Raw genomic sequence first — 13,543 nt, 5'->3', positions numbered from 1 at the left:
ACGTCAAGCGCTCTCGACGAAGCCAATCCGGACGTGGTGGGACGCGTCACACAGCCAGTGACCTGGCCCTGGTGAAGACGTCATCCAGCATTTGGGCGGTGACGCGGCCGGTGAAGGTGTTCTGCTGGCTGGGGTGGTAGCAGCCGAGCAGGGTCACGGGGGCGCCGGCGTGTCGGAGCTCGACCTCGGCGCCGTGACCGAACGGCGGGCGCAGGCGCGGCAGCTCGTACCCGGCCTCCTTCAGCACCGGCCACACGGCCTGCCAGGCGTAGCCGCCGAGCGCCACGATCACCCGCACGTCCCGCGCCACGAGCGCCAGCTCCCGCGACATCCACGGCTGGCAGGCGGCCTTCTCGGCGGGCGTCGGCTTGTTCGCGGGCGGGGCGCAGCGCACCGGCGCCATCACCCTGGCGCCCAGCAGCCTCTGCCCGTCGCCCGCGTGTGTGCTGGTGGCCTGTGCGGCCAGCCCGCAGCGGTGGAGCGAGGCGAACAGCCAGTCGCCGCTGCGGTCGCCGGTGAAGATGCGCCCGGTCCTGTTGCCCCCGTGGGCGGCCGGGGCCAGGCCTACCACCAGGATCCGGGGATGCTCGTCGCCCCACCCCGGGACGGGCCGGCCCCAGTACGTCTCCTCCGCGAACGCGCGCCGCTTCACCCGGGCGACCTCCTCGCGCCATTCCACCAGGCGCGGGCAGGCACGGCAGACCGACTGCCTGGCCGTGAGCTCTGCGAGGGTGTCGCTGGCGGCGGCGAGGCGGCGCACGTCGGCGGGGTCGAGGGCGACGGGCGTGTCGGCCGTCGCCGGATCGTCGGGCCAGCCGGTGCCCGGGGGTACGAAGCTCATGACACCGATCTCATCACCTCGACCGGGCCGGCGAGGGCGCCGGGGTGTCGCTGGGCACAGGGCGTACGGTGACGGCCGGGTCAGGGGTGGCGGCCGGCGTCGCGGCAGGCCCGGGCGCCGGGCACACCGACGGGGCCGGGCTGGGCATGCCCCGGTGATCGCGCGGGACGGCTCGCTCGTCGATCAGGGGCAGCGGGTAGCGGTTGAGTATCGGCTCGCCGCACGAGCGGTCGACCGTGTGGCCGTAGCGCTCCGGGTGGGTGATGAGGGGGTTGCCGTCCTGGTCGTAGAGGTAGACGTCGGTCAGCGGGGTGCCGTCCTTGGCGTACGGCTTGATGTTGTAGACGCCGTCGGACGACGCGTTGCGCACCCACACCTCGGGACGGGCGACGGCCACCTGTGTCCTGTCGCCGGCCGAGGCCGCGAGGTCGAGGCCCGCCATCAGGGCGATCACGGCCAGCGCGTTGGCCGTGATCTCCACCACGCGACCGGCACGCCGTCCGCGACCGCTGCGCCGGCCGAACCACACCGAGGCCCAGACCGCGACCGCGACCACCACCCAGCCCACGACGTCACCGGGGACGAGCCCGCCGTTGTCGGTGACCATCAGCAGCACCATGGCCAGCAGGTAGCCGCGCAGCACCCACCATCCCGGCCGCAGCTCCGGCAGGAAGCCCGCGAACGAGCGGTAGGGCGCCTGGGCCATCAGCCGGGTGTGCGCCCCCACGGCCCACCCGCGCGGGTCCACCCGGCGCCGGCGGACCCGCTGGGGGCGCTCGCCGTACGCGGCCGCCAGCTCCTCGGCGTAGGCCTCCGGCGGGCCGAGCCTGGACTCCAGCGGCTGGTCGGTCTCGGCGGCGATCTCGGCGAGGTGCTCGTCGAGGTCCTCCAGCAGCTCGTCCCGCTCCGGGTGGTCGGCCAGGGCGGCGCGTACGGCCTGCGCGTACTGGTCGGGGGTCATTCTGCCTCCTTGAGCAGGGATGCCATGGTGGCCGAGAATTCGGCCCACGTCCGGGCCGAGGAGGCGTACATGCCGCGGCCGACGTCGTTGAGCCCGTAGTACTTGCGGTGCGGCCCCTCGTCGGAGGCCACCACGTAGGAGGTCAGCGCGCCCGCCTTGAACAGGCGGCGCAGCGTGCCGTAGACGGAGGCGTCGCCGACCCCGTCGAGCCCGGCCTCCCGCAGCCTGCGCACCACGTCGTAGCCGTAGCCGTCGCGCTCCTTGAGCACGGCCAGCACGGCGAGGTCGAGCACTCCTTTGAGCAGCTGACTGCTATCCACGCGAAGCACACTACTGCGCTTTGCGTAGTAGTGGCAACAAAAGAGAACCGGGCGGCGCCCGAAGGCACCACCCGGTTCACGTGATCAGCGTCGCGCCGTTCAGGCGGCCGGAGTGGAAGCCGAAGGCGTCGGAGTCGCCTCCACCTTCAGCGTCTCGGCCGGCTTCTCAGCCTGCGTCGTGACCCCGCAGGACCGGTAGCTCTCGCTGTCGGAGCTGCTGTTGTTCGGGCCGGTCACCGACAGGGTGACGGTGCCGCCCTTGACGGCCTCGCCGCTCACCGTGGTGGCGACCCCGGGGATGCTCTTCGTGCCGCCACCGCGGCCGAAGTAGACCTCACCGCCGCCGAGCGAGCTGCCGTTCACCCGCCAGGTGTACGACACCTTGCCCGCGCCGGTCGCCGAGACGAAGCCGCTCGCCTTGACGGCGCAGCTGTCGTCCACGCTCACCGAGGCCGAGGCGGACACCTTGGTGCCGTGACCCTCGGGCTTGTGCGGGGTGTAGTCCTTGCACCAGACCTTGTAGCCGGCCCGGTTCGAGTACGAGCCGTCAGGGCTCAGGATCTGCAACTGCGCCCAGCCACGCTGGCTGTGCCGCGGCGAGAAGGCGAAGCCCACCTTGCGGGCGTCGTGGACCTTGACCTTGCCGTAGTCGACCGCGTCACCGTTGAGCAGCCAGCGGTAACGCACCCACGTCGGGCGGTCGGCCTCGATCAGGCCGACGAAGCCGATCTTGTTGCCGGGGGTGCAGCGGCCGGCGTACGAGCTCGGGGTGGCCCAGGCACGGGCCGTGACCGACACGTCGAGGTGCGTACGGACCTCCTTCAGCGGCTCCTGGCAGGAGACGGAGAAGTAGCCCTTCTTGGACGTGACCTTCTTCGGGCCGAGGATCTGGATGGCCTCCCAGCCCTTGACGTCTTCCTCGAAGGTGACGGACTGCTTGACCGTCACCGACTTGACGCCCTTGCCCTTGAGCTTGACCGTGTAGACCTTGCTCTTGGACCCGTCACCGTGGAGCCAGCGGTAGGCCAGCTCCGTCTTGCCCTTGACCGGGACGTTGATCTTGGCCGAGAAGTCGACCTTGGCCGGACAGGACCCTTCGAACTTCCCTGGCGTGGCCTTCGGCGCGGACACCGAGACCTTCGGCGCCTTGCCGGCGGTCGCCGCCTGCGCGGGACCGGCGACCAGGCCCGCGGACAGGGTGGCGAGCACCGCGGCCGACGCGCCGAATGCGGCGGCCTTACGAGCTAACCCAACAGAAACCATGTGAGAGTGCTCCATTCCGTGAGGGAAAAGACGCGCTCGGGAACGGTCGCCACGCCGGCACCTTCCGCGCACAGCGATATGGCAAAGCCCCCGTAATGCACCTTTACCTAATCACAATACTGATTGCACACTCAACACGATCGAGACAGGAGAAATGTCCGGATTTTTCGTCATCTATCGGGCAATAGACCAGGCGATTCCGTCCAGAATGTCGTGTTCACTAACCACGACCTGGGAAAACCCGAAACGGCGTACGATGCGGTCCAAAATGAGCGACCCCACTCCGATCACGTCCACGCGTCCCGGATGCATCACGGGCAGGTCGGCGCGCTCACGGTGGGTCATCGCCAGCAGCCGCCGCGTCACGTCGTGCACCTGCTCGGCCGAGATCCGCGAGTGGTGGATGCGCGCCGGGTCGTAGGACGGCAGGTCGAGCGCGATGCCCGCGACCGTCGTGACCGAGCCCGCCAGGCCCACGAGCGTGTGCGCCCGGCGTACCGGCACCTCGGCCTCGACGCGGTCGAGCGCGGCCTCGATGTCGGCCACCACCGCCTCCAGGGCGGGCGCGGACGGCGGGTCGCCGGCCTCGCGCAGGTGACGCTCGGTCAGGCGGACGCACCCGATGTCCACCGACAGCGCCGCCTCCGCGTGCTGGGAGCCGATCACGAACTCCGTGGACCCGCCGCCGATGTCCACCACCAGGAACGGCGGCAGCGGCCCCTGCGGCACCTCCGTCTCCGGCGACAGCCGGACCAGGCCCTTGGTGGCGCCGGTGAACGACAGCTCGGCCTCCTCGGCCCCCGTCACGACCTCCGGCTCCACCCCGAAGATCTCGCGTACGCCGGCGGCGAACTCCTCGCGGTTGGCCGCGTCCCGCGTCGCGCTCGTCGCCACCACCCTGGTCGCCGTCGCGCCGTGCCGGTCGATCAGCTCCCGGTAGGAACGCATCGCCTTGAACGTGCGCTCCAGCGCGTCGGGCGCAAGCCTGCCGGTACGGTCGACGCCCTGGCCCAGGCGGACGATCTCCATCCGCCGGTCGACGTCGACGATCTCGTCATCGCGCACGTCGGCGATGAGCAGGCGTACGGAATTGGTGCCGCAGTCGATGGCGGCTACACGCATGGTCCGTCACTCCACCAGTCGGGGAGGGCGTCGAGCGCCTCCCTGCCGAACGGGTTGGCCCCGGGCGCCGCGAGCTCGTGCGCCACGAGCGCGTGCAGGCACTTGACCCGCTCCGGCATGCCCCCCGTGCTCTGCATGTCGCGCGGCAGCGGCTCCAGGCCCTGCTCCTCGGCGGCCCTGTCGCGCCGGGCGACGTAGTCGTCGTGCGCGGCCCGGTAGGCGGCCGCCAGATCGGGCTCGGTGGCCAGCCGGGCCTGCATCTCCCGCATCAGGCCCGAGCCCTCCAGCGTGCCGATGGCCGAGGCCGCCTTGGGGCACGTCAGGTAGTAGAGCGTCGGGAACGGCGAGCCGTCAGGCAGCCGCGGCGCGGTCTCCACCACGTCGGGGTTGCCGCACGGGCAGCGGTGGGCCACCCCGCGCAGCCCTCGGGGCGGACGCCCGAGCTGCTCCTGCACGATCTCGACGTCCTTAGCGTCCAACGCTCTCCTTCCCGGTGACCGCCCTGCGCCCGGTGCCCTTGTCGGCTGCCTCCACGGACTCCCAGAGCGTCTGGTACCACGGCGGCACCGCCGCCGGCTGTCTCGCGGCCGTCTGTTCCTTGCCCTGGTGGGGCTCCATCACCACGTAGCACTTCTCGCCGGGACCGCAGTAGTGGAGCCGTTCCTTGGCTGTCTTCTTGATCCAGTTGGGGTCGTCGCTCTGCCGGTCGCGGGCCAGCAGCTCCTGCCGCTCGGCCTCCACCCTGGCCTTCTCCGCCCGCAGCTCGGCGATGCTGCGGCGCAGGCTGATGTACTCGCGCACCGGATAGGCCAGGCTCATCGCGATCGCGCAGACCACGATCGCCAGGATGGCGGCCCGCCCAGTGAGCTGCGGCCTTTTCGTGCCCATCGCCCCCCTTACTTATTGGCCTCGCTCCGCGAGGCCGGCTCGGTGGCCCCCAATGCCGCCGCGTGCCCATTGGCCTCGCTCCGCGAGGCCGGCTCGGTCGCCCCCAATGCCGCCGCGTGCCCATTGGCCTCGCTCCGCGAGGCCGGCTCGATCGCCCCCAATGCCGCCGCCTTCCTCCGCTCCGGTCGCTGCGCTCCCTCCGCTCCCCCAGGCGACGGCAGCTCCCTCGCGTGCCGTCGCCCTTTTCGGGGCCTTCTTTGAAACTAGCGGCGGAAACGGGGGAACGCGGCGCGGCCCGCGTAACGGGCGGCGTCGTCGAGAAGCTCCTCGATGCGCAGCAACTGGTTGTACTTCGCCACCCGGTCGGAACGGGCAGGCGCGCCGGTCTTGATCTGGCCGCAGTTGACCGCCACCGCGAGGTCGGCGATCGTCGTGTCCTCGGTCTCGCCGGAACGGTGGCTCATCATGCACCGGTAGCCGCTGCGGTGGGCCAGGTCGACGGCGTCGAGCGTCTCCGACAGCGTGCCGATCTGGTTGACCTTGACCAGCAGCGCGTTGGCGGCGCCGTCCTTGATGCCGCGCTCCAGCCGCTCGGGGTTGGTGACGAACAGGTCGTCGCCGACGAGCTGCACCTTGGCGCCCAGCGAGGCGGTGATGGCCTTCCAGCCCTCCCAGTCCTCCTCGTCGAGCGGGTCCTCGATGGAGACCAGCGGGTAGTTGGCGACCAGGTCTTCGTAGAAGGCGATGAGCTCCTGGGCCGACAGGCCCTTGCCGTCGATGGTGTAGACGCCGTCCTGGTGGAACTCGGAGGCGGCCACGTCGAGGGCCAGCGCGACGTCCTCGCCCGGCACGTAGCCGGCCCGCTCGACGGCGACCAGGATGAGGTCGAGCGCGTCGCGGTTGGACGGCAGGTTGGGCGCGAAGCCGCCCTCGTCGCCCAGGCCCGTGGCGTACCCCTTCTCCTTGAGCACGCTCTTGAGCGCGTGGTAGACCTCGGTGCCCATGCGCACGGCCTCGCGGAACGTCTCCGCCCCGATCGGCGCGATCATGAACTCCTGGATGTCGACGTTGGTGTCGGCGTGGGCGCCGCCGTTGAGGATGTTCATCATCGGCACGGGCAGTACGTGGGCGTTGGGCCCGCCGAGGTAGCGGAAGAGGGGCAGGTCGGCGCTGTCGGCGGCGGCCTTGGCCACGGCCAGCGAGACGCCGAGGATGGCGTTGGCGCCGAGCTTCGACTTGTTGGGCGTGCGGTCGAGGTCGATCATGATCTGGTCGATGATGCGCTGGTCCTCGGCCTCGATGCCGTTGATCTCCTCGAAGATCTCGTCGGTCACGGCGAGGACGGCCTTCTCCACGCCCTTGCCGCCGTAACGCTTGCCGCCGTCACGCAGCTCGACGGCCTCGAACTGGCCGGTGGACGCACCGCTCGGCACGGCCGCCCGGCCACTGCTGCCGTCGTCGAGCACGACCTCGACCTCCACCGTGGGGTTGCCCCGGGAGTCGAGGATCTCGCGAGCGTATACGACCTCGATGGTAGCCACGGGATGCGCTCCTAATTCGATCAGGCGATATGCCCTCAGAGCCTATCGGTAGGCCCGCTCGCGGGTGCGGCGCGCCTCACCCGGCCGACGACTCCCAGGTGCGGACGCGATCCCGGTAAGCCCGCGCCGCCGCCCGCAGCTCCGCCTCGGCGTCGACCCCGGCCTCGGCGGCCCGGCGTACGAGGTCGAACAGCTCGCGTGCGACGCCCTGCCCGACGGCGGCCGCCAGCGACTCCGGCGCACCGGCCCGCTCGGCCCTGCGCAGCAGCTGGGCCGCCAGCGACAGCGCCGGTTGACCCATCGGCACGCCCTCCAGCACCGACTCGCGGCCCTTGGACGCACGCTCGGCGGCCTTGATGGCCTCCCAGTTGTCGTTGACCTCGTCGGCGCTCTCGGCCCGCACCGAGCCGAACACGTGGGGATGGCGGCGTACGAGCTTGTCGACGATGCCCGCCGCCACGTCGTCGATGTCGAAGCCCTCGGCCACCCGCGCGTGGAAGACCACCTGCAGCAGCAGGTCCCCGAGTTCTTCGCGCAGCGCCTCGTGGTCGCCCTGCTCGATCGTCTCGAGCACCTCGTACGCCTCTTCCAGCAGATACGGGACCAGCGACTCGTGGGTCTGCTTGCGATCCCACGGGCACTCGGTGCGCAGCCGGTCCATCACCGCCACGAGGCCGAGCACCCGCCCGCCCGGCAGGTCGTACGAACCCGGCACGACCTCGATCACCGGCGGCTCGTCGAGCGCGAGCGCGGCGTGCCCCACCGCCCGCATGAACGCCTCGTCGCCGGCCTCGGACTCCGACGCCAGCCACACCACGGTCTCGGCGACCGCGCGCGCGACCAGCCCTCGCGGGTCGGGCTCGACCACCTCGGCCTCGATCCCGGCCTCGGCCAGGTAGGGCAGCTGCCGCTGCGCGGCGGAGGCGGTGAGGACCGGCCCCGAGCGCAGGGCCTGCCAGGCCTGGTGGCTCAGCAGGCCCGGCGCGACCGTGGGCGAGGTGGTGACGACGATCAGCGGCACGGTCAGCCCTGCGCCTGCGCCTGCTGGGTGAGCTTGCCGAACCTGCCGGTGTCGACGAACAGCGCGGGGTTCTCCTGCGTGCGCTGCGGGTTGAGGGCGCCGTAGCGGGGGCTGAAGACCGGCTTGATCGAGATGAACTCCTGGGTCAGGCGCTGCTGCCCCGCCTGGCCGCCGAACTGCTGCTGCAGCTTCGACAGGCCGACGATCGCCCGGCCGTAGTCGCGGGCGTCGGTCGGCGTGACGCCGTTGGCCAGCAGGTTGATCTCGGGCGACTCGAACTGGCCCGGATCGCGCAGCGCGGCGTCGACCTCCGACTCGCTCACCTGCACCTTGTAGCGCGCCGCGAGCTGCCGGGACACGCTCACGTTGACCAGCCGCTGCAGCACGATCTGGCTCGCCGGGACGCCGCCGAGCGCCGACTCGTCCAGGTTGGCCCGCTTCAGCGCGGCGAGATAGGCCTGCGTGTCCTCGTTGAGCTCACTCGTCGAGATGCGTTCCTTCCCGACCACGGCCGCGGCCCCGGCCTGCATGGGAGAGGAGCAGGCGGTCAGTGCCATGGCCACCGCGGCGGCGGCCACGGCCACTCGTATCGACTTCACGTAAGTCCCTTTCCGACCCGAAAACCGCCGCTAGCTTACCCGGGCGGGCTCGAGGAACATCGCCTCGACCAGGTCGCCGCACCATTTGAGCAACTCGAGATCGCGCAGGGGCTGACCGCCCAGCGGCTTGGTCTTGGGCACCGGCACCAGCAGCGTCTCCGCCGCCTGCTTGTATATCGCCTTCTTGTACAGCCGGTCGAGCCGGACCTGCTGCGACTCCTTCAGCCTGGCCGGGCCGAACTTGATGTTCTGCCCCTGCAGCGTGACGTCGGTGAGCCCGCCGGCGCGCGCCTTGATGCGGAACCGCGCGACCTCCAGGAGGTTCTCCACCTCCGCCGGCGGCCTGCCGTAGCGGTCGGTCAGCTCGTCGCGCACCTCGTCGATGTCGGCCGTCGTGGCGATGGCCGCGATCCGCTTGTACGCCTCCAGCCGCAGCCGCTCGGAGGTGACGTAGTCGTGCGGGATGTGCGCGTTGATCGGCAGCTCCACCTTGACGTCGGGCTGCTCCTCGCGCACCTCCTCGCCGGACAGCTTGGTCCGCTGCTCCTGCACGGCCTCGGACATCAGCCGGACGTACAGGTCGAAGCCGACGCCCGCGATGAAACCGGACTGCTCGGCGCCCAGCACGTTGCCCGCGCCGCGGATCTCGAGGTCCTTCATCGCGACGTACATGCCGGCGCCCATCTCGGTGTGCTGCGAGATGGTGGCCAGCCGTTCGTGCGCGGTCTCGGTCAGCGGCTTCTCCGGCGGATACAGGAAGTACGCGTACCCGCGTTCCCTGCCTCGCCCGACCCGGCCGCGCAGCTGGTGGAGCTGCGACAGGCCGTAGTTGTCGGCGCGGTCGACGATCAGCGTGTTGGCGTTGGGCACGTCGAGACCCGACTCGACGATCGTGGTGGAGACGAGCAGGTCGTACTCGCGTTCCCAGAAGCCGACCATGATCTTTTCGAGCTGGTGCTCGTTCATCTGGCCGTGGGCCACCGCGATGCGCGCCTCGGGCACCAGCTCGCGCAGCCGCGCGGCGACCCGGTTGATCGAGGCCACCCGGTTGTGCACGAAGAAGATCTGGCCGTCGCGCATCAGCTCGCGCCGGACCGCCGCCGCGATCTGCTTCTCCTCGTACGGCCCCACGAACGTCAGGATCGGGTGGCGCTCCTCCGGAGGCGTGAGGATCGTGGACATCTCGCGGATGCCCGTCAGGCCCATCTCCAGCGTGCGCGGGATCGGCGTGGCGGACATGGCGAGCACGTCGACCTGCGTGCGCAGGTGCTTCATCGCCTCCTTGTGCTCGACGCCGAACCGCTGCTCCTCGTCGACGATGATCAGCCCGAGGTCCTTGAACCTGACTTCGGGGCTGAGCAGCCGGTGGGTGCCGATCACCACGTCGACCGCGCCCGACCTGAGCCCCTCGATGGTGCCCTTGACCTCACCGTCGGTCTGGAAGCGCGAGATCGGCTTTATCGTGATCGGGAAGCTGGAGAACCGCTCGGCGAAGGTGGACATGTGCTGCTGCACCAGCAGCGTCGTCGGCACGAGCACCGCGACCTGCTTGCCGTCCTGCACCGCCTTGAACGCCGCCCGCACCGCGATCTCGGTCTTGCCGTAGCCGACGTCACCGCAGATCAGGCGGTCCATCGGGACGCCGCGCTCCATGTCGCGCTTGACCTCGTCGATGGCCTCCAGCTGGTCGGGCGTCTCGGCGTACGGGAAGGCGTCCTCCATCTCGCGCTGCCACGGCGTGTCGGAGCCGAACGCGTGACCCGGCGAGGCCATGCGGGCGGAGTAGAGGCGGATCAGCTCGCCGGCGATCTCCTTGACCGCCTTCTTGGCCCGCGACTTGGCCTTGGCCCAGTCGGCGCCGCCCATGCGGTTGAGCGTCGGTGCCTCGCCGCCGACGTAGCGGGTGACCTCGTCGAGCTGGTCGGTCGGCACGTAGAGGCGGTCGCCCTTGGCGTACTCGATGACCAGGTATTCGCGGGTCGCGCCCTGCACCGTGCGCTGCACCATCTCGACGTAACGGCCGACGCCGTGCTGCTCGTGCACCACATGGTCGCCCACCTTGAGCTGCAGGGGGTCGACCATGTTGCGGCGGCGCGACGGCAGGCGGCGCATGTCCTTCGTGGACGCCTTCTGCCCCACCAGGTCGAGGTGGGTCAGGACGGCGAGGCCCGGCGTGACGAAGCCGTGCTCGATCAGACCGGTCGAGACGTGGACGACCTTCGGCTCGGGCGCCTTGTCCAGATGACTCTGCAGACGGGCCGGGACGTCGACGCCCTTGAGCACCTCGACCATGCGCTCGGCCGGGCCGTGGCCCTCGCTGAGCAGCACGACCGCCTTGCCCTCGGACAGCCAGCCCTTGATGTCGGCCAGCGCCCGCGCCGTCTCGCCGCGATAGGCCTCGGAGTCCTGTGCGTCGAGCTCCACCCCGCCGCCGAACGGCGCCATCGTCCACCACGGCTGGCCGAGCGCGCCCGCGTGCTCGCGGATCTCGTCGAGCGTGCGGAACGCCGCCGCTCCCAGATCGATCGGCGCCTCGCCGCCGGCCGCCGCGTTGATCCAGGACGCCTCCAGGAACTCCTGCGAGGTGCGTACGAGCTCCTCGGCCCGGCCCCGGATCCGCTCGGGGTCGCAGACGAACACCGCCGACCTGGCCGGCAGGTGGTCGATCAGCAGGTCCATCTCGCCCGCCAGCACGGGCGCGAACGCCTCCATGCCCTCGACCGGCGTGCCCTCGGCGAGCTGGTCGAGCACCTCGGCCAGCGCCGGATGTTCCTCCGCCAGTGCCCGCGCCCTCGCTCTGACCTCGCCGGTCAGCAGCAGCTCGCGGCACGGCGGCGCGAACAGGCCGTCCTCGGCCGCCTCCAGCGAACGCTGGTCGGCCACCTTGAACCAGCGGATCTCCTCGACCGTGTCGCCCCAGAACTCCAGCCGCAGCGGGTGCTCCTCGGTCGGCGGGAACACGTCGAGCAGCCCGCCCCGCACGGCCACCTCGCCGCGTTTCTCCACCATGTCGACCCGGTGGTAGCCGTTGTCGACCAGCTGGTCGACAACGTCGTCGAGGTCGGCCTCGTCGCCGGCGCGCAGCCTGATCGGCTCCAGGTCGCCGAGCCCCTTGACGATCGGCTGCAGCAGCGCCCTGACCGGCGTCACGATCACGCTGAGCGGCCCCGCGGCGGCGTCGCCCTTGACCGGGTGGGCCAGCCGCCGCAACACCGCCAGCCGCTGGCCCACGGTGTCGCTACGCGGCGAGAGCCGCTCGTGCGGCAACGTCTCCCAGGCCGGGAACACCGCGACGGAGCTGGGCTCCATCAGACTGGTCAGCGCGGCGGCGAGGTCTTCCGCCTCGCGCCCGGTCGCGGTCACCGCGAGCACGGTGCGCTGGTCGTGCGTGGCCAGCGCGGCCACGCCGAACGGCCGCAGCGCGGACGGCGCGACGAGCGCGACGTCGCCGCCCTCTTCGAGAGCGGCGGTCAGCTTCGGGTCGGCGCGAACAAGGTCAAGTAGCCCGGAAAGACTCATCAGATACGTCCACAGCCCCACGACGGCAACACGACTACCCCCGGCCGGGTCAGGTCGCGGGGGTCTGCCACCAGGGTACCCGCCCCCCACCCACCGAAGACGCCCTCCACCGAGCGCCCGGCCCCGCCCTCAACCACCCTGAACGCGGGTCCGTTCGCCGTCCGGAGCCTGAGTGCCGTCACCGTCAGGCACCCATGGGCCATCGCCCTCCGGAACCCGATAACCGGGCACGGACGGCCATCGTACGGTCAGCACGGTCGACGGCTCCTCCGCCCGCCACGAGTGGTCGACCCCCTTGCCCCAGACCACGTAGTCACCGGGCTCGGCCAGCAACACACCGCGTCCGGGCAGCTCGACCCGGAACCGGCCGCTGATCAGCACCAGCAGCGCCGTACGCTCCTCACCCCGGACCCACTCCGCGCGCTCGTCGCCCGCCGGGTGCACACCCCACTTGATCTCGACGTCGTCGCTGTGCCTGGGGTCTCCTGGAGGCTTGAAGTGACCGAGCAGCCACCCTCGATCAAGAGCCGCATCGACCCCGGCGTTCCCGACGTAGACCTCACCACTCACGCCCAGCGACGCTAGCAGCCCCCTCACTCCCCCAGCCCCACGGCGCCGCACGCGGGCCGAGGTCCCTTGGGGAGGAGATCGGAGCAGGGGTGGTGGGGTAAATGGCTCACTGATCGGGATCGGTTGATTACTGTAGGTGACATGTCTGAGGTGAAATCGGTCGCCCGGCGAGGCGACCTCTTCGATCAGCGGGTCCGTGAGCACTGCGCCGGGCAGCCGATCAGGCGACTCGACGTGCTGGTCGCCGGCTGCGCCTACGACGAGCCGCTGGTCCTCGACCACATCGAGATCAGGGCCACCGGGGTCGACGAGGACCTCCCGGCGATCAGGAAGGTGCTGGAGGAGCGGGCCGACCTGGTCGCCTGGTCCCTCGGCGACCTGCGCAGCGTGGCGCTGCCGCCGAGGTCCTTCGACGTCATCCAGCTGTCGTTCCTGCTCGAACGGGTGCACCACGCCGAGCTGGTGCTCGACCGCCTGCTGCGGGCGCTGCGCCCGGGCGGCCTCCTCCTGCTGCGCATGCGCGACCGCAAGTCGGCCTACGGCCTGCTCGACCGGCTGACGCCGCCGTTCCTGCGCCGCCTGCTGTGGCCGGCCATGGTGCCGGCCGGCACGCCGGGCCCGCTGCCGGCCGTGTACGAGCCGCTGGCCTCCGGCGACGGGATGCACGCGTTCTGCCTGAGCCGCGGGCTCATGATCACCGACGACCGGCGCACCACGAGCGGGCCGGCCAGGTCGCGCAGGCTCGGCGCGGCGGCGGTGGCGATGATGTCCAACCTGACCAGCGGCCGCTTCCCCTCCTCCCACGACGAGATCACCATGGTCATCAGGAAGCCTCAGCACCACTTCGCCCGGCTCATCTAGTGACACACTGGCATCAGCCGGTAGACTCCTTCCCTAC

Annotated in this window: 13 protein-coding genes; 1 reads left to right on the top strand and 12 read right to left on the bottom strand. The window is 71.0% G+C overall.

Translation table 11 applies throughout. From position 1 onward, the window contains the following. Nucleotides 1-46: 46 nt before the first annotated feature. From E1286_RS08260 to E1286_RS08205, 12 genes are all read right to left on the bottom strand, one after another. A complete protein-coding gene (locus E1286_RS08260; RefSeq protein ID WP_132610354.1) occupies nt 47-841 on the bottom strand; it encodes a uracil-DNA glycosylase in 795 nt (264 codons plus the stop codon). A 13-nt stretch (nt 842-854) separates the two neighbouring features. Beyond that, entirely contained in the window at nt 855-1,802 is a 948-nt protein-coding gene (locus E1286_RS08255) for an HAAS signaling domain-containing protein (RefSeq protein ID WP_132610352.1), read from the bottom strand. Then, nucleotides 1,799-2,122: a PadR family transcriptional regulator gene (locus E1286_RS08250; RefSeq protein ID WP_132610350.1), complete on the bottom strand. Its 324-nt coding sequence runs from the start codon at nt 2,120-2,122 to the stop codon at nt 1,799-1,801. Before E1286_RS08250 ends, E1286_RS08255 begins: the two co-directional genes overlap by 4 nt. Nucleotides 2,123-2,221: 99 nt before the next feature. Next, complete coding sequence (locus tag E1286_RS08245) at nt 2,222-3,385, bottom strand: hypothetical protein (RefSeq protein ID WP_132610348.1); 1,164 nt, start codon at nt 3,383-3,385, stop codon at nt 2,222-2,224. Between the two features lie 174 nt (nt 3,386-3,559). Then, nucleotides 3,560-4,507, bottom strand: coding sequence for a Ppx/GppA phosphatase family protein (locus tag E1286_RS08240; RefSeq protein ID WP_132610346.1), 948 nt, complete (start codon nt 4,505-4,507; stop codon nt 3,560-3,562). Further along, nucleotides 4,498-4,986, bottom strand: a complete 489-nt coding sequence (locus E1286_RS08235; protein WP_132610344.1) for a DUF501 domain-containing protein — start codon at nt 4,984-4,986, stop codon at nt 4,498-4,500. Before E1286_RS08235 ends, E1286_RS08240 begins: the two co-directional genes overlap by 10 nt. Further along, nucleotides 4,976-5,395 (bottom strand): FtsB family cell division protein, encoded by a 420-nt coding sequence (locus E1286_RS08230; RefSeq protein ID WP_132610342.1) that lies wholly within the window; start codon nt 5,393-5,395, stop codon nt 4,976-4,978. The genes E1286_RS08235 and E1286_RS08230 overlap by 11 nt, the downstream gene beginning before the upstream one ends. A gap of 263 nt (nt 5,396-5,658) precedes the next feature. Further along, nucleotides 5,659-6,936, bottom strand: a complete 1,278-nt coding sequence (eno, locus tag E1286_RS08225; RefSeq protein WP_132610340.1) for a phosphopyruvate hydratase — start codon at nt 6,934-6,936, stop codon at nt 5,659-5,661. Nucleotides 6,937-7,012: 76 nt separating this feature from the next. Continuing rightward, nucleotides 7,013-7,957 (bottom strand): nucleoside triphosphate pyrophosphohydrolase, encoded by a 945-nt coding sequence (locus E1286_RS08220; RefSeq protein WP_132610338.1) that lies wholly within the window; start codon nt 7,955-7,957, stop codon nt 7,013-7,015. A gap of 2 nt (nt 7,958-7,959) precedes the next feature. Further along, complete coding sequence (locus E1286_RS08215) at nt 7,960-8,556, bottom strand: SurA N-terminal domain-containing protein (RefSeq protein ID WP_132610336.1); 597 nt, start codon at nt 8,554-8,556, stop codon at nt 7,960-7,962. Between the two features lie 30 nt (nt 8,557-8,586). Further along, nucleotides 8,587-12,075, bottom strand: a complete 3,489-nt coding sequence (gene mfd / locus E1286_RS08210) for a transcription-repair coupling factor (RefSeq protein WP_132610334.1) — start codon at nt 12,073-12,075, stop codon at nt 8,587-8,589. A gap of 129 nt (nt 12,076-12,204) precedes the next feature. Then, complete coding sequence (locus tag E1286_RS08205) at nt 12,205-12,645, bottom strand: cupin domain-containing protein (protein WP_246074585.1); 441 nt, start codon at nt 12,643-12,645, stop codon at nt 12,205-12,207. A gap of 141 nt (nt 12,646-12,786) precedes the next feature. Here E1286_RS08205 and E1286_RS08200 point away from each other — a divergent pair, with 141 nt between their 5' ends. Next, the gene (locus tag E1286_RS08200; protein ID WP_132610332.1) at nt 12,787-13,506 is read left to right on the top strand and encodes a methyltransferase domain-containing protein; all 720 of its coding nucleotides are present in this window, start codon (nt 12,787-12,789) and stop codon (nt 13,504-13,506) included. Nucleotides 13,507-13,543 lie beyond the last annotated feature (37 nt).

The sequence above is a fragment of the Nonomuraea terrae genome, assembly GCF_004348995.1.
GTDB classification, from domain to species: Bacteria; Actinomycetota; Actinomycetes; order Streptosporangiales; family Streptosporangiaceae; genus Nonomuraea; species Nonomuraea terrae.
Note: the sequence above shows the minus strand (reverse complement) of the source record. Positions and strands in the feature narration are given on the sequence as shown.